The organism is Streptomyces tailanensis, from assembly GCF_008386495.1.
Lineage (GTDB): Bacteria > Actinomycetota > Actinomycetes > Streptomycetales > Streptomycetaceae > Streptomyces > Streptomyces tailanensis.
Genome location: NZ_VTHJ01000027.1, coordinates 41616 through 62057 on the forward strand (window position 1 = coordinate 41616; position 20442 = coordinate 62057).

General features: G+C 70.5%; 20 protein-coding genes and 2 pseudogenes. All 22 read left to right on the top strand.

The window, feature by feature from the left end; all coding sequences use genetic code 11:
• Positions 1-28 precede the first annotated feature (28 nt).
• Positions 29-1156: a C40 family peptidase gene (locus F3T56_RS22255; protein WP_149827193.1), complete on the top strand. Its 1128-nt coding sequence runs from the start codon at positions 29-31 to the stop codon at positions 1154-1156.
• A gap of 249 nt (positions 1157-1405) precedes the next feature.
• On the top strand, positions 1406-1714 hold the full coding sequence (locus F3T56_RS22260) for a DUF6112 family protein (RefSeq protein WP_149827090.1): 309 nt from the start codon (positions 1406-1408) through the stop codon (positions 1712-1714).
• A gap of 50 nt (positions 1715-1764) precedes the next feature.
• A complete protein-coding gene (locus F3T56_RS22265; RefSeq protein WP_149827092.1) occupies positions 1765-2412 on the top strand; it encodes a hypothetical protein in 648 nt (215 codons plus the stop codon).
• 37 nt (positions 2413-2449) lie between these two features.
• A complete protein-coding gene (locus tag F3T56_RS22270; RefSeq protein ID WP_246203766.1) occupies positions 2450-3832 on the top strand; it encodes an SCO6881 family protein in 1383 nt (460 codons plus the stop codon).
• Between the two features lie 91 nt (positions 3833-3923).
• Positions 3924-5393 carry an SCO6880 family protein gene (locus F3T56_RS22275; RefSeq protein ID WP_149827094.1) on the top strand — a complete coding sequence of 490 codons (1470 nt, stop codon included), beginning with the start codon at positions 3924-3926 and terminating at the stop codon, positions 5391-5393.
• Positions 5394-5434: 41 nt separating this feature from the next.
• Positions 5435-5896, top strand: a complete 462-nt coding sequence (locus F3T56_RS22280) for a DUF6238 family protein (protein ID WP_141586477.1) — start codon at positions 5435-5437, stop codon at positions 5894-5896.
• 26 nt (positions 5897-5922) lie between these two features.
• Positions 5923-7485 (top strand): ATP-binding protein, encoded by a 1563-nt coding sequence (locus tag F3T56_RS22285; protein ID WP_149827096.1) that lies wholly within the window; start codon positions 5923-5925, stop codon positions 7483-7485.
• A 131-nt stretch (positions 7486-7616) separates the two neighbouring features.
• Positions 7617-8339 (top strand): hypothetical protein, encoded by a 723-nt coding sequence (locus F3T56_RS22290; protein ID WP_149827099.1) that lies wholly within the window; start codon positions 7617-7619, stop codon positions 8337-8339.
• Positions 8340-8556: 217 nt separating this feature from the next.
• Positions 8557-9255, top strand: a complete 699-nt coding sequence (locus tag F3T56_RS22295) for a hypothetical protein (protein WP_149827101.1) — start codon at positions 8557-8559, stop codon at positions 9253-9255.
• A 37-nt stretch (positions 9256-9292) separates the two neighbouring features.
• Positions 9293-9982: a hypothetical protein gene (locus tag F3T56_RS22300; RefSeq protein WP_149827103.1), complete on the top strand. Its 690-nt coding sequence runs from the start codon at positions 9293-9295 to the stop codon at positions 9980-9982.
• 828 nt (positions 9983-10810) lie between these two features.
• Positions 10811-11311 carry a hypothetical protein gene (locus tag F3T56_RS22305; RefSeq protein ID WP_149827195.1) on the top strand — a complete coding sequence of 167 codons (501 nt, stop codon included), beginning with the start codon at positions 10811-10813 and terminating at the stop codon, positions 11309-11311.
• A 109-nt stretch (positions 11312-11420) separates the two neighbouring features.
• Positions 11421-12191 (top strand): hypothetical protein, encoded by a 771-nt coding sequence (locus F3T56_RS22310; protein WP_149827105.1) that lies wholly within the window; start codon positions 11421-11423, stop codon positions 12189-12191.
• A gap of 127 nt (positions 12192-12318) precedes the next feature.
• Positions 12319-14103: a type IV secretory system conjugative DNA transfer family protein gene (locus F3T56_RS22315; protein ID WP_149827107.1), complete on the top strand. Its 1785-nt coding sequence runs from the start codon at positions 12319-12321 to the stop codon at positions 14101-14103.
• The gene (locus F3T56_RS22320; RefSeq protein ID WP_149827109.1) at positions 14100-15182 is read left to right on the top strand and encodes a hypothetical protein; all 1083 of its coding nucleotides are present in this window, start codon (positions 14100-14102) and stop codon (positions 15180-15182) included. Before F3T56_RS22315 ends, F3T56_RS22320 begins: the two co-directional genes overlap by 4 nt.
• Positions 15183-15399: 217 nt before the next feature.
• On the top strand, positions 15400-16272 hold the full coding sequence (locus F3T56_RS22325; protein WP_149827196.1) for an adenine nucleotide alpha hydrolase family protein: 873 nt from the start codon (positions 15400-15402) through the stop codon (positions 16270-16272).
• A 49-nt stretch (positions 16273-16321) separates the two neighbouring features.
• On the top strand, positions 16322-16558 hold the full coding sequence (locus F3T56_RS22330) for a hypothetical protein (protein ID WP_149827111.1): 237 nt from the start codon (positions 16322-16324) through the stop codon (positions 16556-16558).
• A complete protein-coding gene (locus F3T56_RS22335; protein WP_149827113.1) occupies positions 16555-17808 on the top strand; it encodes a DnaB-like helicase N-terminal domain-containing protein in 1254 nt (417 codons plus the stop codon). The genes F3T56_RS22330 and F3T56_RS22335 overlap by 4 nt, the downstream gene beginning before the upstream one ends.
• Entirely contained in the window at positions 17805-18419 is a 615-nt protein-coding gene (locus F3T56_RS22340; RefSeq protein WP_149827115.1) for a hypothetical protein, read from the top strand. The genes F3T56_RS22335 and F3T56_RS22340 overlap by 4 nt, the downstream gene beginning before the upstream one ends.
• A 1-nt stretch (position 18420) precedes the next feature.
• A pseudogene (locus tag F3T56_RS49340) lies at positions 18421-18588 on the top strand (DNA cytosine methyltransferase); the annotation flags it as partial.
• A gap of 121 nt (positions 18589-18709) precedes the next feature.
• A pseudogene (locus F3T56_RS49345) lies at positions 18710-18943 on the top strand (DNA cytosine methyltransferase); the annotation flags it as partial.
• Complete coding sequence (locus F3T56_RS48045; RefSeq protein ID WP_246203767.1) at positions 18936-19421, top strand: hypothetical protein; 486 nt, start codon at positions 18936-18938, stop codon at positions 19419-19421. The pseudogene F3T56_RS49345 and the gene F3T56_RS48045, both read left to right, overlap by 8 nt.
• A gap of 383 nt (positions 19422-19804) precedes the next feature.
• Entirely contained in the window at positions 19805-20440 is a 636-nt protein-coding gene (locus F3T56_RS22350) for a DUF4913 domain-containing protein (protein ID WP_149827117.1), read from the top strand.
• The last annotated feature ends 2 nt before the right edge of the window (positions 20441-20442 follow it).

A 20442-nucleotide genomic window follows, 5' to 3' on the forward strand; every position in this document is an offset into this window, starting at 1 on the left:
CCCAGAAACTCCTATTCCGGCGGTGGCCGTGAAGACGACCGGCGCTGTGGTGGGCCTGGTTGCCACCGGTCCCCTGCTACTGGCCGCCCCGCTCGTCGTCGTAGCCGCCAAGGATGCGGCGGCCTGTACGGCCAGCAGTACACAGGCTGTGGACAGCGCGGCCGTCGCGCGGCAAGTGGAGTCGATTCTGAACGGCGGCAAGGGCGATTCGGTCTCGATCGCGGGTCTGAGCAATCCCGCGGAGCAGATACCGAACGCGAAGACCATCGTCGCCACGGGCGTCGCACTCAAGGTGCCAACGCGCGGGCAGGTGGTCGCCCTGGCGACCGCACTGCAGGAGTCCGGCCTGCGGAACCTGTCGTACGGGGACCGGGATTCACTCGGGCTGTTCCAGCAGCGTCCGTCGCAGGGCTGGGGCACGGCCGAGCAGATCCAGGATCCCGTGTACGCGGCGACGCAGTTCTACACCCACCTCTTGAAGGTCGACGGGTGGCAGCAGCTGACCGTCACGCAGGCCGCGCAGGAGGTCCAGCGCTCCGGCTACCCGGACGCGTACGCCAAGTGGGAGGACCTGGCCACCGCTCTGCAGTCGGCGATCGCGAAGGCCCTGGGCTCCGCGGATGATGCTGGTGAATCGACCGAAACGGCGACCGCTGCCGTCGGTTCCTCCGCCTGCGGGACCGAGGGCGGCGTGGACGGTGTCGGCTTCGGCACGATTCCCGCCGGGGCGCTGCCGGACGGGTACGAGGTTCCCGCCGACGCGCCCGCCGAGGTGCGGACGGCGATCCGGTGGGCGCTCGGCCAGCTCGGCACTCCGTACCAGTGGGGTGGCTCATGCACGGACTCGCACGGACTGAACCCGATGGGACGCTGTGACTGCTCGTCGCTGATGCAGCGCTCGTACGGTGCCGCCGGCGTGACGCTTTCCCGTACGACCTACACCCAGGTCAAGGAGGGCAAGGCCATCTCCCTGGGCGCGGTGAAGCCAGGAGATCTGCTGTTCACCGAGGGCACCGCCGCAGACCCCGATCACGTGGGGATGTACATCGGCTCCGGGCTGATCGTGCACGCACCCCATACCGGTGACGTGGTCCGGATCACCACGCTCGCGGCCTGGAAGTCCCAGGTACTGGCCGTGCGTCGCATCGTCGCCTGAGCGCGCGGACCCCGGCCGTCCCATTCTCTCCGGCTCTGCGCTGGCTGTCATTGCCCCATTCGAAGGACCCCTCTGTGAAGCGAACGCCGCACTGCTACGGCCCGCATGGTCCTCGACTGCTCCCCCGGCTCTCCGCCGTGACTCCGGGGCCGTAGCTCCCCGGTTCCGAGGCCGTCGCCTCAGCCTCCCCTCCCACATCTCCGCCCTGCCAGGGCATCTCCGCACACCCATTTTCGAACTGGAGTTCACATGAAACTTGCCGAGCACGTCCGTTATCTGGCTTACGACCCGGGTGTGACGCCGAAGGAGGGCGGGCTGCCGGGCCTGTCGGTCCTGAAGGAGGTTATCTCCTCGATCAACCTGTTCGGCATCATCGCCGTCGTTGGTGCCTTGGCCGTCTCCGCCGTGGTGTGGGCCTGGGGCCACCACTCCGGCTCGCACCAGGCCGAGGCCAACGGCAAGAAGGGTGCCACGGTCGCCGCCGGCTGCGCGTTGCTGCTCGGTGCCGCGAACGGGATCGTCGCCTTCTTCTCCGCGCTCGGCTCGCAGGTCCACTGATGCCGGCGAATCGATCCGCCACGCACGCACGCCCGAGTAGCGCATCAGAAGTGCGCCGCCGAGTCCTGGCCGGGCTCGCGGTCCTGGCCGTCTTCACGGCGGTCGCCGGGCTGATCGCGTATCTCACTCGCGATGGCCACAGGGTGGCCCAGCCCTCCGCCCCGAGCGCGACCGGCTCGGCGACCGCAACGGCCAGCGCTGTCCCATCCCCGTCAGCCTCTGAGCCCGCTGGCAAGGGCTCGGTGGCCGAGCCGCCGAAGACAACGGACCCGGTGGTCTTCGGCAAGGCATTCGCCAAGGCCCTGTGGTCCTACGACACCCGCACGCTGTCGCAGCCGCAGCAGCTGGCCGGGTTGAAGGCGTGGATGACCAGCGAGAAGAAGTACGCCGACTGGTCGTCGGTCAGCGCCCAGCTGCCCACGAAGGATCTGTGGAAGCAGCTGCGGACGAACGGCCAGTACGCCACCGCCCGCATCAGCGAGGGCCACATCCCGACCGCGTTCACGGCCGCGCTCAACGAGAACCCGGGCGCGATCACGACCGCGTACGTGTACGCGGTCACCGTCACCGGCACCCAGTCCATCGCCTGGGACGGCGGCGGAGCTGGTGCCGAGTCCCGCTCGATCACGCTCGCCGTCCAGTGCCGCCCCCACGAGCGCTGCGCGCTGTCCGGCATCGCCCCGAGCGTCAGTCCCTGACCCCGTACGAGAAAGAAAGGAGGCGTCTGCCATGGCCGTGAACGTCTGTGAACTGCCGCTGATGTCCAGCGTCTGCGACAGCGTCACCAGCGGGGTCGGCGACGCCATCACCGACGGTATCGGCGCCTGGATCGCCAAGTCGACCGGCGAGCTCGCTGCTTCGGCGGCCGACCTCGCCGCCGAGGGCATCAACGCCACCACCGCGGTGAACCTGAACGCGTCCTGGTTCCGCGACAACTACGAGCTGCTGCTGCCGATCGGGCTGATCCTCACCATCGGCACCTTCTGCCTGGCCCTGATCCGGGCCGCCTGGCGCCGCGACAGCGAGTCGCTGTTCGACGCGCTGAAGGGCACGATCGTGGGCGTCTTCTTCGCCTTCACTGCGATCGCCTTCACCACCGTTGCCCTGACCGTCGTCGATGCCCTGTCCGAGGGGTTGTTCACCCTCGCCAAGAGCAGCATCTCCGACGCGGTCCGCCGCGTCGTCCTGGTCAGCCAGTTCGGGCAACTGGGCGGACTGGGCTGGCTGGTCCAGGCAATGGTCGCTCTCGGCGCCGCCATCGGAGCGTTCATGTACTGGGGCGTGATGGTCTTCCGCAAGGTCGGCATCCTGATCCTGGTCACCCTGGCGGTCTTCGCCGGGGCCGGAGGCGGCTGGGAGGTGGCCAAGCGCTGGCGGCGCGGCTGGATCGAGGCCACCGCCACGCTCGTCGTGTCGAAGTTGCTGATGACGATCGTGTTCCTGACCGGTGTCTCGGCCATGGGCAAGGCGGATGCGAAGGACGGGCTGTCCGCCCTGTCGGATGCGATGGCCGGCATCGTCGTGCTCGCCCTGGTGATGCTCACCCCGTACGCCACGTACAAGTTCGTGCATTGGGCCGCCGATGGCGCAGGCGGCGAGGACCTGCACCGCTCGGGGTCCTCCGGCGTCGTCACCGCCGCCCGCGGAGCAAAGACCGCCGGGCAACTCGCGGTCCAGGCCGGCACCGGCACTCCTGCTCCGCAGGGTCCGGCGAGCGTACCGGGCATGGGTTCGGGCGGGGTCGCCTCCGGAATCGATCCCACCGGCGGCAGCGGCAGCGGTACGCCGAAGCAGGTCCGGTTCCGCTACGGCGAGGACCCCAACGCGTCCGGCGACAAGGGCACTCCGCTCATCAAGCGCCCGCCGACCGACGGCGACCGGGGCCAGCCGCTGATCCGGCGCCCCGGCCAGCAGACCGCGGCGAACGCCACGGCGTCGTCGGGCTCCGCAGCAGCCGAGGCACCCGCGGGCCCGCAACCCCAGGGTTCTCCGACTCCGCTCCGGCCTCCGGCCGCATCCGGAGGGGCGGCCTCGTCCGGCACCGGTCCCTCTCCGCAGGGCTCGGCGACGCCGCAGCAATGGGTCTACCCCAACCCGCCGGGCGGATCTCGCTCCTAGCCCCTGGCTGACCCGGGCGGGCCGCCCCGATGGCGGCGGCCCGCCCCCCCTTCCTCCTGTCTCTGCATCTCGTTTCAAGGACGGCTTCGCCATGCTTTCCGACACTTCATCGGCCGAGGCCACGGCCACGGTCAAATTCCCGCACCGCTCCCGGCGCGGCGTGCTGCTCGGCCTGACTGCCGCCCAGCTCGTCGTCGTGGCCGCCACCGGCCTGCTGCTGCTCGCGGTTCTGCTCACCGCCGGCGTCACCGGAGCCCTCAAGCTGCTACCGCTGTGGGCGGTGATCGCGGTCGCGGTCTTCGCCCGGCACCACGGCCGCTCTCTCGCCGACTGGTCCCCCATCGTGCTGCGCTATGTCCTGCGTCGTGCCCGTGGCCAGCTGCTCTGGCTCGTCCGGCCCTCCACCCGGCCGCGCCGCGAGGGCCTGCTGCATCTGCCCGGCACCGCCGCCTCCCTGCGCGTGGTCGCCTCGCCCGACCGCCGCTTCGGCGCCGTCCACGACCCGCATCAGCAGACATTGACCGCGGTCGTGAAGATCTCCAGCCGGGCCTTCGCCCTCCTCGATCCGGCCACCCAGAACGCCAACGTCGCCGGATGGGGCCGGGCCCTCGCCGCGCTGGCCCGCACCGGGCACATCGCCCGAATCCAGGTCCTGGAGCGCACCGTCCCTGACTCCGGCGACGCGCTCAACCGCTACTGGGAGGACCAAGGCCGCCCCGACACCCACCTGGCGGGCCCTGTCTACGCCGATCTGCTGGCCGCCGCCGGTCCCGCCGCTGCGCCGCACGAGGCGTACGTCGCCCTGGCCCTGGACCTCAAGGCCGCGCGACGGCTGATCAACCAGGCCGGAGGAGGGCTCACCGGTGCCTTCGCGGTCCTCTCCCAGCTGACGGCAACCTTCGATCAGGCGGCCCGCAACGCCGGACTCACCCCCGCCGGCTGGCTCACCGGCAGCGAGATCGCCGCCGTGGTGCGCACCGCATACGACCCTGCGGCATCCGCGGCTCTGGACCGCTGGTCGGCCTCCGGGCGCCCGCAGGCCGATCCGGCTGCTGCCGGCCCCGTAGTCTTGGTGGAGAAGGCCGACCGGATCCAGACCGACACCGCGCACCACGCGGTGTTCTGGATCGAGAACTGGCCCCGGATCGAGACCAGCCCGGGGTTCCTGCACCAGCTGCTGTTCGTGTCCGGCGTGCGCCGCGCCCTTTCACTCACCTACGCCCCCAAGGGTCTCGATGCTGCGTTGAAGGACGTCCAGCGGAAGAAGGCCACCGTGATCGCGGATGCAGCGGAGCGGCAGCGCAAGGGCCAGGTCGACTCGGAAGAGGACTCGGTCGAGTACGCGGACATCAAGGCGCGTGAGCGGCAGCTGATCGCCGGCCACGCCGATGTCGCGCTGACCGGACTGCTCACGGTCTCCGCCGAGAGCGATGAACAGCTCAACGCAGCCTGCGCCGCCGTCGAGACCGCCGCTGTCGCCGCGCTGGTCGATCTGCGCCGCTTGACCTGGCAGCAGGCCGAAGCGTTTACCAATGCGGCCCTGCCCCTCGCCCGCCCGTAACGCTCCGTCCTCTCACCCGCACCTTGCCGAAGGGCATCGCCATGCTGACCCCGCAGCCGCCGCTGCCCGACCTCGCCCCGGATTTCGTGCCGTTCGCCACCGCTGCGCTCGACTTCCACCGCAGCATCAACATCCCCGCCGGAACGGTCGCGGCCAGCCGCGCCGAGCTGGACTCCCTGCACGCCCATCTGATCTCCCTGCACGGCCTGTTCGACGCCCACACCACCCGCACGGCTGTCGTCGCCGAGGCCGAGGGCGACCACCTGCGAGCCGTACGGACCCGGCTGTGGCAGGCCGCCGAGCACCTCCACGCCGCGTACCACGCAGCACCCCACCCTGCCACCGGCCAACCGCGCAGCCCGGAGGCGTGTCGCGCCGGTCTTCCTGAGGGTGCCCCGGAGCTGTCGATCTGTCAGCGCCATCTCGCTACCGCCGCACGGGTCCGTCGCCAGACCACCCCGGCCGAGCTGCACGACCCATTCACCGGCCTCATCCGCCACTGACCACCGCCCAAGGAGTTCCTGCACCCATGGCGATCCGTACGCGCGCCAGCGCCAGCCCCCTGTTCACCCCGCGCAAGGCCAGCCGCGCCACAGCTCGCGCCGCGCGAGAAGAGTTCGCCGCCGCCCGCCACACCGCCCGCCACACCGCCCGGCCCGAGACCCGCCCCACCGCTCCCAGTGCCGACCCGGATCTGCGGGCCACCTACCCCACCTCGGGAAGGCCCGGCCCCGCCTCCGCCCGAGGCGGCCTCCTCAAACTGCCCGCGCACCGGATGACGACGGCCACCGCGAGCGGCGCGTATCCCTTCCTCGCCGAGGGCGGGCTCGGCGCACAGGGCATCTACATCGGCCGCGATGTCCACGCCGAAGCCGCGTTCACCTACGACCCGTTCGCTTTGTACGGGCGTCTGGAGGGCTTCACCAACCCGAACATCCTGCTGGCCGGGATCATCGGCATGGGCAAGTCCGCCCTCGCCAAGTCCCTTGCGGTACGCGCCGTCGCCTTCGGCTACCGCATCTACGTCCCCTGCGATCCCAAGGGCGAGTGGACAGCCGTCGCCCAGGCCCTCGGCGGCAGCACCATCGCCCTCGGCCCCGGCCTCCCGGGACGGTTGAACCCGCTCGACGCCCCTGCGAAGCCGTACGGCGTCAGCGAGCAGGACTGGAAGGGTGAGGTCCGCAAGCGACGCCTGCTGCTGCTCGGTTCCCTCGCCCGTACCGTCCTGCGCCGCGATCTGCACCCGATGGAGCACACCGCGCTCGACGTCGCCCTCGACCAGGTCGTCGCTGCGGCCGAGGCCACCGGCGCCACGCCGCTGCTCGGCGATGTCGCCCATGTCCTGGGCACACCGGCGCGGCTCGACGCGGCCACCGGTGAGCTGTCCGGGCGGCTGGGCCAGGCCGCCGAGGATCTAGCGCACGCCCTGCGCCGTCTCGTCCACGGTGACTTGGCCGGGATGTTCGACGCCCCCTCCACCGTCGTCTTCGACCCGGCCGCGCCGATGCTGTCCATCGACCTGTCCCGGCTCGGCGGCGCCGGCGACGACACGGCCCTCGTCCTCGCTATGACCTGTGCCTCAGCGTGGATGGAGGCCGCCCTCGCCGACCCCACCGGTGGCAGGCGCTGGGTGATCTACGACGAAGCCTGGCGCGTCATGCGGCACGTTGCCCTGCTGGAGCGCATGCAGTCGCAGTGGAAGCTCTCCCGAGGACTCGGCATCGCCAACCTGATGGTGATCCACCGGCTGTCCGACCTGCTGACCGCGGGCGACGCCGGATCGCGGGGCCGTGCACTCGCCGAGGGCCTGCTGACCGACTGCTCCACACGGATCATCTACCGCCAGGAAGCAGACCAACTCGCCACCGCCGCCACCCTCCTGGGCCTGACCGGCGTCGAGACCCAAGCCGTCTCCGCCCTCACCAAGGGACGCGGCCTGTGGAAGGTGGCAGGCCGGTCATTCATCACTCAACACCTCCTCCATCCGCGCGAGCTCGAACTCTTCGACACGGACTCCCGGATGCAGGCAATCCCCCGTGAGTTCACGGCAACTGAAGGCTTCTCAGCCACGTCTGCGCCGCGCGCCCGCTGAACGGCGCCCCAGTCGGCTTCCTATCCCAATTTCCCGGCCTCGCCAAACGTCTCCAGGCCCGGATCCTCAGCGACACCACTCACGCCACACATCTGCGTCGAACCGTCCTCCACGCCACAGAAGGCCACCCCATGCCCGAGCCCCTCCCCGCCATTCGTATCGCCCGCCGTCCCACCAGCGGCGTCACCGCAGAAGGCGCTGACGCATTCGCCGCCACGCTCCTGGAACGGGCCGGATTCATCCCCCAGTCCTCGATCCGCCAGTCCTGGTACCGGCTCCACTACGACATGGGCGAGGACTACGAGAACGAAAAGGCCACCTACGCCTACGAGATGGTCACCGCCGCCCGCTACCCGGTGGTCATCGACCCGTCGCTGCTCCTGCGCAATGGCCGCACCGGCACGCCTCCCCTCGCCGCCACGCACGACGCCTACAACCAGACCCTGAGCACGCTGATCGACGAGATCGTCCACAGCGACGAAGCCGTCGAGGTCGCCGCCCTCCTCTACGTCCTCACCGACGAAAAGATCGGCATGCTGCCCGCGCTCCGCGAAGTGGTGGAGAAGGCCGGCTTCTGGGTCGAAGGACTCGGCACCACGCCGCTGACGGAGCGGTTGCGCAAGGCCAATCGCGCACTGCTCGACGCCACCGTCGGTATCCATCAGACCGCCGACAACCTGCTCGCCCTCCCCGACGACAGCCAGCGCCGTCCCGTACCCCAGTGGCTGTTGCGAACCCAGGCCGCCCAGGCACGGACGGCCGCCACCACAGGCCATGCCCCAGCCAGCCCCGGTTCCGACGAGGCCGAGTCGTCGCGTCCGGCCGCCCCGCAGTCGCCGCGCCGTACGCGCTGATCTCCTCCCCTCTGATCGGGCGGGGCCCTCTTGTGCGGACACCAGCTCCGCCTTGGACATCACCATCGCCTGCGACCGGCCAGCACGCCGTCACCTGGACGGCAACACGTGGCCGGGCCGCCACCCGCCACCGTCCTGGCGGTCTTTGCCCCGCCGACCTCCGCACCGGGCCAGCCGCGCCGCCGCTGACCTTCCCGACGCCAGAAGAGACACCCTCATGGACGACCCGCACATAGTCATCGGCAGCCACCCTGACCTGGGGATTGTGGCCGCCAACCGGCACAACACCCCTGTCATCGACCACGTTCTACGGCGCGTGGGCTTCGAGCCCGTTCCTAGCCGCCGCCAGCTGTACGCTCTGGCCGAGCCCGACCGCGACGGGATCCGCCGTACCCGCCAGGCCGTGCAGAGCTTGCGCATCGTGCGCTACCAAGTGGCTGTCGACGCTGATCTCGAGCCCGACTCGCTGCCGTCCCAGCCCTCCCAGAACCGCCATCGCGACCCCGCCGAGAGTCTGTCCGGGCCGAACGCACACGCTCGCGCCCTCGCCTCTGACATCGCTGCCGGTCGGCTGGTCCTCCTCGATCAACTGCGGGATCCGGAAGGCACCCTGCGCGCCGTCGGTACCTACCCCGCGACGGGCGAGGGCGTCCTGCTCTACGGCGAGGGCGACCTGCGGTACGTCGAGACCCGGCTCGCGGATACCGACCGTGCGCTCACAGCCTTCGCCTACGTCCGCGGCAACGGCCGCCCTGTGCCACCACCGGAGCCGCGAGCGCGGGCAGCCACCGCTGTCTCTCCCGCCCGCTCGACCCTGCGCCACCCGGTCCGTGCGGCGACCGACACCCCGGGCAGCCGCCCACTGACCGCACCACCGGCTGCCGGACTGCGGGCGCCAGGGCACCGCTCCCGTTGATCAGCCCCCGTTCCCCGAACCCCAGGAGCACACCGCGATGGCAAACGAACCCGACATCGCCTTCGGTCTTCACCCCAAGCTCGGAATCGTGGCGGCCGTCTCCGACGGACTGCCGCAGGCCGAAGCCGCGCTGCACGCCGCAGGATTCGACCACCACAAGGAGCTGGACATCTTCGTCCTCCCCCAGGGTGCCGACCGCCGCGCGATGGTTCAGCTCATCCGTGACCTGCAAGCCGTCGGGTACACCGTTGCCGCCGACCCCCATCTGGAGGAGCCGCCGCAGGTTTCCGGCATCCGCGCGCTGACATCCCGGGTCATTCAGGCGCAGCGTCCGACCGATGTCGCCGACGTTTTCGACGACCTCCTGGACGATCGGGGCGGCGCCATCCCGGAGTTGCACCAGCTGCTGGAGGCCACTGCCGAGTGGTGCGAGCGGCGCCTCGGCGATGAGGGCACCGACCTCGCCCGTATCTGCCGACGCCTTGGCCACAAAATCACCGAGCTGAGCGTAGACCTCGGCTTCACCGGTGCCGACTTCCTCGACCTCGACAGCCCGCTACGACCGCGGCCGACGACCACGGCCCTGTCCCAGCAGAACAGCCGGGCTCGCGCCGCCACCACCGCCTCGCCCGCGCACTCCGCCACTTCCCGGCCTGCGACAGCCAACAGCCCCACGCCGTACCACTCGCCCCAGGCTCCCTCTACCGCGCCCGCCCCCAGCCGATAACGGCCTCATATATAAGGAGCGCGTTCCGTGCGCCTCGAACGCCATATTTCCTTCGGCCCTCATCCCGACCTCGGTGTCGTCGCCGAAGTCGCCGCCGGCAACCCCCATACCGAGCAGGTCTTACGCAAGCACCACTTCCGCCAGCACCCGGAACCGGGGCTGTACTTCCTGCCGAGCGACGCCCCGTACAACCGGGTCCTGCGTGCGGTGACCAGCGCCGCCCGCGTTCTGCAGGACGTGGGTCTGTCGGTGGCAGCCGACCCGCGCCTCATGGTGCCCCCGCCCGTCCCGCAGTCTCCCGGCACACCCGCGCGGGACACCCTCCCGGCGCAGTCTCTGTCCGCGCTGACCGCCGAGTTGCACACCGTCAACCGCGCGATGGATGCCGCTGAAATCCTGCAAGAGCTGCTGGACGAGGACTTCGGCGCCATGGGCGAGCTGGAACGGCTCATCGAGACGACGGCCACCTGGTGCGAGCGCCTGGACACCGACGAGGGACGCGAACTCGGCTCCCGGCTGCGCACCATCGCCAACCATGTGGCCTTCCTTGGCGACCGGATCGCCGACGTCGAAGTCGATCTGGCGGTCATGCCGGGCCTGATCCCCGCCGACGCCCCACCGCTGGCCGCCACTCCCGCACGCACGAAGACCTCCTGCCCACGTACGGGGCTCGTGCCCAGGCTGCCGTGGCCGCCTCCCCACACCGACCGGACCACTCGCCTACCGCTGCCACACCGTCTCCGGCAGCAGCCTCTCCGCCGTCCGGTCCATCTCGTACGCGCTGACCATCCCCACCCGTTCACCACCTCGCGAAGGAGTACCACCGCCATGGCCGTCAAGACGAAGTGGACCGTCGAGCACCACCCGTGCGGTCACACCACCACTGTCGATCTGTCCGACCGTCCCGCCGACCGCCGCGCCGGCTACGCGCGCTGGCTGGCCGGCCGGGACTGCACCGACTGCTGGAAGGCCAGCCGCGACAACGACGCCGAGGAGAAGGCGACGTGGCTGGAGAACAAGCGCGCCGAGGAACAGGCCGAGGCCGAAGCGTGGACCAAGCAGTACCGGATGCCACCGCTCGACGGGACCGATCGCGCGGTGGCCTGGGGCAACCGCTGCCGTCACCAGCTGATGTCCGCCGCTTACACCGCCCTCGTACTGGAAGACGACACCACGGAAACCGAGTGGGAGGCCATCGAAGACGCTGCCCGCACCGTGACGAGGGCCGGGTGGTGGATCGATCAGAGGGAGGCCGCCCCCGCTGACCTGCCCGAGCTTCTGCAGTCCGCCACCAACGACGACCGGCTCACCGAGAACCCGTACGCGTAGCGCTCAGCGCCGGACCTTCTATCACCCCAATCCGGCCGAGCCAAGCACCCGTTTCTCCGGATCCTCCACTCCATAGCCGCGCTACTCCCTTCGACCGAAAGCAACCGCTATGCCTGAACCCCTGATCACCATCGCTATCGAGCCCAGCGGTCGGGTCAGCGCCCGCGGCGCCGACGCCCTGGCTGCCACCCTGCTGCGCCGGGCCGGATTCACTGAGATCAACGACTGGCACGGTCTGCGCCACCGGATGCCGTTGACTAGCTCGACCGACGAGCGAGCGGCCGTCGCGCGGTACGCAGCGCAGATGCTTCGGGCAGCCCGCTACCGGGTCGACATCGACCCACGGCTGGACCCCGACCCGCCCCAGGCGCCCACCCCCACCGATCCCCTGGGGCGCTACGCCGTTGGCCGTGCGGTGCTCGACCTGACCGACCAGGTCAACGCCGCCACCACCGCCGGACAGGCAGCCGATGTCCTGGACCAGATCCTCGATCCTGCCGACGGCGTTCTGATCCGCTGTCAGGAAGTCCTGGAAGCAGCGGCCGAGAAGTGCAACGACTTCGACGGAGACGGCAACAGCTTCGAACTGAGCGACCGTTTCACCGCCGCAGCCGAGCAGCTCACCCAGATAGGCCACGATCTCGACAGCGCCGCCTTCGGCTTCCGCGCCTTGGAGCCGGCCTCACCGGCCCAGCAACCCCAGGAACGGAGCTGGCAGGCCCAGGCCCAGGTCGCCGCCTACGACGAGACCGCTGTCACCAGCGCCGCTCGCGCCACCTCACCGGCCACCCGCAATACACCCGGCAGCGGTAGGCAAGGGGTCGCCCCAGACAACACCGCTGCCCAGCCGGCCGCCCAGCCCACCCGTCGCGCCCGCTGACCTCCGCGCGGCGCCTCCAGCCCAGCCAGCCGACCGTGCCCCGATCCGTTGAGGAGCCCTCGATGACCGCCAGAAGAACTCCCCTCCTGCCGCCTCCCCCTCGTTGTCGTCCTTCCCGGAGTCTCCTGTGCAATCCGCGCGTTCACGCACGCCCTCGACCACCACCGGAACCGACGCCCTCCTCTATCTCCTGCTCGTCATCGCCGGACTCGGCCTCGTCGGCGGTTCACTAGCCTGGCTGTGCGGCAATCTCGCTGCTCTCGTTACGAGTTCGGGCCGATGGTCCGTCTACGATCCCGCGACCGCGCTGTTCCATCCCGAGCAGCTCTGGCCTCGCCTTCCCCGCCCGGCAGTCATCACCGCTTGTTACGTGCTGCCCGCACTGGTGCTCCTGCTCACCGCCGCCGTCGGCGCGAAACTCTGGTTGCGACTGCGCGGCAACCCCAAGGGTCTGGCTGACCAGCGTGATCTCTCCGGGCTGCTGCCCAAGGAGATCAGCGCGAAAGCCAAGGACCTCCGGCCCAGCCTCGAAGGCACGAACGCCAAGCAGATCGCGCCCGACGACCGGGGCATCCTGCTCGGCACCCTGAATCCCGGCAACAAGGAGATACGTTCCTCCTGGGAGGACGTCCTCCTGGCGATCATGGCTCCCCGCTCCGGCAAAACGTCCGGACTCGCCATCCCGGCCATCCTCCGCGCCCCCGGCCCCGTGCTGCTCACCTCGAACAAGGCCGCCCGCGACGCCTATACCGCCACCCTCGATGCCCGCGCCGAAGTCGGCACCGTGTGGACGCTGGATCCGCAGCAGATCGCGCACGCCCCGCGCGAAATGTGGTGGGACATCCTCGCCGACGCCCATGACCTTGCTGGCGCCCGGCGTCTGGCCGGACACTTCGTCACCGCGAGCGTGGACGAGTCCTCCCAGGGCGACTTCTGGTCGACGGCCGCCGCCAACACCCTCACAGCGCTGTTCCTGGCCGCAGCCCGCGACCGGCGGCCGATTACCGACGTACTCGCCTGGCTCGCCTCACCGGCCGACCGCACGCCCATCGACGTCCTGGTCGACGCGGGTCTCGACGCGGTCGCCGCCCAGTTGCAGGGCACCGTCGCCGGCGCGGTGGAGACCCGCGACGGCATCTTCGAAACGGCCCGCCAGTACGCCGCCTGTCTCCTCGACCCGGGCATCGCCGCATGGGTCACCCGAGCCCCGGACCTGCCCGAGTTCAAGCCGGAGGCGTTCGCGACCAGCCGCGACACTCTGTTCCTGCTGTCCAAGGACGGCGGCGGTTCCGCCTCGGCGATCATCGCCGCAGCCGCCGACGCCGTGATGCGCGCGGCTGTCATCCAGGCCGAACGCGACGGCGGACGCCTCGACCCGCCGCTTCTCGCGATCCTCGACGAGGCGGCGAACGTATGCAAGATCCAGGACCTGCCCGACCTGTACTCCCACCTCGGCTCCCGGGGCGTCATCCCCGTCACCATCCTGCAGTCCTACCGGCAGGGCGTACGGGTATGGGGCGAGGCCGGGATGGATGCCCTTTGGTCTGCGGCCACCGTGAAGCTGATCGGCTCCGGTATCGACGACGCCGACTTCGCGGACAAGCTCTCGCGCCTGGTGGGTGACCATGACGTGCAGACCGTCTCCGTCTCACACAGCGAGTCGGGCAAGTCCAGGTCGGTGTCGATGCGGCAGGAGAGGATCCTTCCGGCCGACGCGATCCGGGCCCTGCCCAAGGGCACCGCACTGCTGCTGGCCACCGGCATCCGGCCGGCGCTGCTGAACCTCAAGCCCTGGTACAAGGAGCCGAACGCCGGTCCCCTCGGCGCCGCGTCTGCCCGTGCGACCAAGGCGATCACCGAGCGCGCCCTCGCGAAGTCCATGGACCGTGACGACTTCGGGACTGCCGCATGAGTGGCAGGAGCGTGTGGAACACGCCCGCCGCCGAACGGGTGGCCGCTCTGCGCGAGCAGTACGCCGCCGCCGGGGAACCGGACGCCGACCTGTCGGACCTGGAGTTGCTCAACGCGGCCTACGAGTCGGTACTGCGTGAGCAGATCGACACCCGAGACCGCTACATGGGCCTGCTCACCGGGCGGCGCAAGCACGACGACGCCGTACGGGACGCTGCAGCCCGCGGCCTCAAGGGCCAGGCCGAGCGCTACACCCGCGCCGCCGTCTCGCGATACATGAGCCCGTACCACGGTCTGCTGAACCGCATCGAAAGCCTTCCCGATCGCCCCGGCGCTCGGCAGATGGAGGGCCTCCGCCAGGCCGCCGAGATGGTACGGCACGAGCTGAAATACGCCCCGGAACGTCCCGAAGAACTCCTGGATCCCGAAGGTGCCCACCACACGCTGCGCACCCTGCGCCACGTCGTCGGTGTCCTCGACGAGCGGGAGGGACTGAACGGCGACGACGTGCTCCGGCTGGTCAAGAACGCGCTCAGCGACGAAGCCCCGACCGATCTGTTCGCGGTCGCCGACCGAGGCACCGCCAAGCCGACTCCACCCCCGCCGGCCCCGCCCTTCGCCGGACCGGACTGGGCCGACCTCGGCGGCTTCTGGGCCTACCAGCCCGACGTCTCCGGCGCCCATGTGAAGGCGTACCCGGTCGGCGAGGACTGGTACCTGGACCTGTGGTCGGACCGCGGCCAGATGCTCGCCTTCGGCACAGTCCCCGACACCGAGGTCGCCGCCCTCGCCCCGGCCCTCGTCGCCCGCGCCGACGACTGGGCCCGCGACCGGTCCGGGTACGCCTGGCGCCGCTTCGCCGACACCGCCGACGCCACCCGCACCACCAGCCCTCGGCCCGACCGTTCCGAGCTGCCCGCTCCAGCGCCAGAGCGAGCACCGCAGCCCAGCGACCCCCGAGTCCGTGCGGCCACCGCGACCTCTCCCGCTCGTCCGCCCAGCGCCATCGCGACCAGCCCCGACCTCGCGTCGACCGGCGCACACCCGGCGTCGGCCGTTGCGCCCCGCCGTAGCCGGTAACCGCCTGCCGCGCTGTCTCACCCACCCGCCCTGCGCTCAGAAGGACTTCCGCATGTCTCCTTCCATTCCTGACACCGCTCGACGCAACAAGCTGGCCCAGCACTCCACGGGCACCGCCTCCCAGCCCAACGGCACGTCCAGGTCGAGCGGTTCCGGCCCCTCCGGTTCGCCGGCGCTGCGGGTTCTCTCGCTCGGCGCCGGGGTTCAATCGAGCAGCCTGTTGATTCTGGCCGCCGAGGGCCGCCTACCCAAGATCGACTTCGCCGTATTCGCCGACACCGGCTGGGAGCCGCGCGCCGTCTACGAACACCTCGACCGAATCGAGAGGGAGATCGCACAGCCCGCCGGGATCCCGATCCTGCGGGTGTCCTCCGGCAACATCAGGAACGACGCGCTCAACCCGAGCCACCGGTTCGCCAGCATGCCCCTCCACGTCCTCAATCGCGACGGCACTGCGGGCATGACCCGTAGGCAGTGCACGGGTGAGTACAAGATCAAGCCGATCAAGAAACAGATCCGAGCGCTGCTTGGCTACCCCTACCCCAAGCGCATCCCCAAGGACGTGTTCGTCGAGCAGTGGATCGGCATCAGCGTCGATGAATTCCACAGGGCCAAGGATGCCGACGTCGCGTACATGCGCAATGTCTTCCCCTTGCTCGATCTCGGTCTGACCAGGACCGATTGCCTGCGGTTGCTGCGCGCTCGGGGTTTTGGATCAACGCCGAAGTCGAGCTGCCTGGGCTGTCCCTACCACGGCAACGCGCAGTGGCGGGCCCTGCGCGACGGCTCGCCGGAGGAGTGGCAGGACGTGGTGGAGTTCGACGCCGCGATCCGGGCGGGCAACGCCCGCGCGAATGCCGACGGACAGCGGCTACTCGGCCAGGCATTTCTGCACCGCTCTCGGGTGCCACTGGACCAGGCCCCGATCGATCACGTCACCGCCCGCGAGTGGGCCCAGCGCCAGGCCGACCTCGACGAAGCGACGGCCGATGTGGAGCTTGCGCTCGAACAGGGCGCTGCGGAGGGCTGCTCGCCCTGGTCCTGCCGTTCCGGCGCGCCGGTCGCCGACGACTTCGACGTCGCCGCGTAGCGCACCGCCTCTTCCCTCTGATCTTTCGTTCTTCTCCGTCAGGAGCATCATGTCCCCGCATACCCCAGTGTTTTCCTCCCTCCGCACCACCGAACGCCTGGCTGACACGCCAGCCGTTCGGCGCGGCGGTCACTGGTGGCTGGTCGCCCCCACCGGCTCGCTGCTCGCCAGCGACCCGGCCTTCACGGACGAACTGGACCGGTTCGCCGCTGATTTGGCCGCCGCCGACCGGGCTGTCGCCGAGCTCCTTGCCGCACGCATTGCCCAGCACGAGGCTCGGCGATGAGGCCGCTGCTCCAAGCCGAGCAGGCGGTCCTCGGCGCCGTACTCCTCGACCCCGGTCAGCTGTCCCGGGTGTCGGAGTGGCTGCGCCCCGGCCACTTCTACCGGCCACACCATGCCGCGCTGTACACCGCACTGCTCAAACTCCACGCCGACGGACACCCCAGTGCCGACCCACAACCGGCCGCACCCGTCGCAGGGGACAGGAAGCCAGGGACGTGGCCCACCACCGCCCCCACGGCGGGCAGTGACCAACGGCTGGCGTGGATGGATGCCGCCATCGCCGAAGCGAACTCCTCCCAGGTCCGGGGCCTGACTGCGGTCTACCTGCATACGCTCATCTCCGCCTGCCCGCGCCCGGAACACGCACCGGTCTACGGGCGGATGGTGCTGGAGGGCGCCATCCACCGTACGGTCGCCGCACACGCCACCCGTCTGCACCAGATGGCCCGCGCCGACGCCGTACGCGGCAGCGCCGAGGACACCCTGCACTACGCCCAGGTCCTCACCGACGTTCTGGGCGATCTCGCCCGGCGCTGGGGCACCGACCCCCGCCCCATGGCGCCGCCCACGCCGCTGCCCCAGCCTGCTGCCGCGAACCAGCCGCCGGTCTCCGAAGAGTTGCTCGCCGACGAGGAGTACCTGCTGGCCGTACTCACCGCGAACCCGGACGCGCTCGGCGAACTGGTGGGCTGGCTGCGGCCTGAGGACTTCGCCAGCCCGGGACACGGCCGGATCTACCGCTGTCTGGGCGCCCTGCACCACCGGGGCGAGCCGGTCGACGAGGTCACCGTCCTATGGGAGGCCCAGCGACGCGGCGCCCTGGCTGACGGCACGCTCACCGCCGAGGACGTCCTGCGCCTGTGCGACTCCAAGTCAGCCGCCGGTATCGCCGACTACCTCGGTGAGCAGGTCGTACGAGCCGCCCTCGTCCGTACCGCCGCCTGCGCGGCCCGGCAGGTGCGGGCGCTCGCCGACGACGAGTCCCTCGCTCCCGGCCGTCTCATCGGCTACGCCCTCCACGCGCTCAGCCCTCTGGAGGACATCCGCCGCCGCTGGCGGGCCGCCTCCGGTGCACCCGAAGCAGCCTCCGCCCCGCCCCCTGCGCCGCAGCCGACGGGCCGCGTTCCCTCATCGCGTACCGATGCCGCCCGCGCTCGCAGTCGGCCGCACCCACCCCCGTCACCCAACACGCACACCAGTGCTCCCACGCCTGTTTCCCCCGTCCGTTCGTCCCGCCGGAGCCCCTCGTGACCCCGATCGTCCCGACCCCGCCCATTCCGACTGCGGCCGACGCCCGCGCAATGTCCGCCCTGGCCAAGGAGTTCACCGCCGCCCGTCGGCGCCTCGACCAGTCACGGCAGACGGGTGACGGCCTGCCCAGTCTCACGGCCACCGCCAACCAGCTGCAGTCTCTCGGCCTGCTCATCAACTACCTCACCGATGAGGTGTTGTTCCGCGTCGCCGAACCGGGCCATCGCACGCCTCAGCAGCGACGGACTGTGGGCATTCTGGCGACCGTCACGGCCTCGGCCGCGCGTGCCGTGGAGTATCTCGCCGGGGCACACGGCCAGTTGGGGTTCCTCCATCAGTACGTGTACGGGCCGACCACGCCCGACCTGGCCGACATGCGGAACTCGGCCGTCGAGGTGATCCACGATCGCCTCGAGGAAGCCAGGGCCTCACTTCAAGATGCCTCTGACGCGCTGAACTTGGAGGCCGACCGATCCGGCGCCCTGGTGTCCCGGGCAGCTGCCGCCCGTGGCCGGACCACCGTGCGCAACGCTCCCACCGCCAGCTCCGTACCCCCGGAAGCTGCGCCACCCCCTCCGGGCACCGGGTCTGCGCACGCGAACGGACGCTGAAGTGCCCGTTCCCACAGCTCCACTGATCGGCAGCCTGTGTTCCGGCTACGGCGGCCTGGATCTCGGTGTCCAAGCTGCCCTCGGCGGCACCCTGGCCTGGCACGCCGAGATCAACGCCGATGCCGCCCGCGTCCTCGCCCGGCACTGGCCCGGCGTGCCGAACCTCGGCGACATCACCGCCGTCGACTGGGCCGCCGTGCCCCGGGTGTGCGTGCTGACGGCGGGCTTCCCCTGTCAAAGACGTCTCGGTCGCCGGTCGCCGCGCCGGACTCGCCGAAGGCACCCGCTCTGGCCTGTGGCACCACATCGTCCACGCCATATCCATCCTCAACCCCTGCTTGGTGGTGATCGAAAACGTCCGCGGACTCCTCTCCTCCTCCGGCGGTCCCCCTGGCGACCTGGAACCCTGCCCGTGGTGTCTGGGAGACACCCCAGGTCAGCTTGTTGTGCGGGCACTCGGTGCCGTACTCGGATCCTTGGCCGACCTCGGGTTCGATGCACGCTGGCGCGTGCTGCGTGCCTCCGACGTCGGCGCACCTCACCGCCGCGAACGGGTCTTCCTCACCTCCTGGCCGGCCCGGCGAACGCCCACTGCTGAAGACCCCGACGAGCAATCTCGGTACCAACGGCGGCTCCCAACACCCGGACAAGCGCAAACAGGGCGGGCACGGCCCGAACCTGGCCGACGAGGTGGAGCATCTGCTCCTGCCGACGCCGAAGGCGTCGGACGGGATCAAGGGCTCGCCGAACCAGCGGCACGGCAACGGCGACCTCACCCTCCCCTCGGCGGCGGCCTCCTTGCTGTCGGCTCGGAGGCCCAACCGCACCAGGGCGTCCGACCAGGGCTTCCGGCGTCCCTCGTCGGCGGAGGTGCTGCCGTTGTGGAGCGATCCGGAGACGGAGCGGCCAGCGTCTGGTGGGGACCGTACGCCGCCGCCATCGCCCGCTGGGAGACGCTCACCCGCCCGGCGCCCCGCCCGACCGATGACCTGGGCCGCCTGAACCCGACGTTCGTGGAGTGGATGCAAGGACTCCCCACCGGCTGGGTGACCGCCACTCCTGGCCTGGGACGCCCCGCCCAGCTCACCGCACTCGGCAACGGTGTCGTCCCGCAACAGGCAGCCCGCGCCCTGGAGTTGCTCGCACCTCCATTTCCTGCCTGCTCACGCTGCTCCGCCCGGTGACCGGGCTCTATCGCAGCTTCCCGGCCGTGCCAAATCCGTCTTCCTGCGGATTCTCAATCCCGGCAGCCACACCGCGCCCGAAAGGAGCCGCATGCGCTCACGCAGACCTCCCTCCATCCCTCGCCACGGGTACGGCCCGCCATCGGCCTGCCCTGCCGCTCTCGCCTCCACATCCAACCCACCACGGAAGGGACGCCCTCCATGAGTGACCCCGCAGCCGACAGCGCCGATGAGCCCATACGCGTACCTGACCACGATCTCGACGACCTCGCCGCAACGCTCGAACGGCTAATCAAGAAAACGGAAGCCCAGGGCTGGGTGCTGGAGCGACTCAAGAGCGAGGGCTCCTACACCCACCCCGCTTCCGATGAGGACAGTCCCGAGCAGGGGGACTGTGAGCTCCAGAGCGAGCCGGACTCGGCGCAGGGAGCAGAGGCGGACTCGGGGAAATCCGCTTCGGTGTTCATCCTGGCCCTGGACAACAACGCGTACGGCATCGAACTCGACGCCCTTGCGGCCTGGGTCAACCACCTCCTGCTGCCTGTCTACGGACGGGAGATCACTACCAGCCGCCCGTGGTGCCACCAGTGGCACGACCACCCCGAGGCTGTCGCTCGGCTGCACGCCCTGTGGCTCGCCTGGCAGCAGTTCACGGACGCCGAGGCCGGACTCGCCGGCCCCTCCATCTGGCACCGCGACCACCTCGACCCAGCCTGGCTGCAGCTGCGCGCTCCGGACGGGCCGTTCGCCGCCTGCACCACCAACCCCAGCCGGCCTCACCACCGGCTCCTGCCCACCCCCGCGCCCGAAGCGACCGAGATGGAACTGGCGGCCTGAGC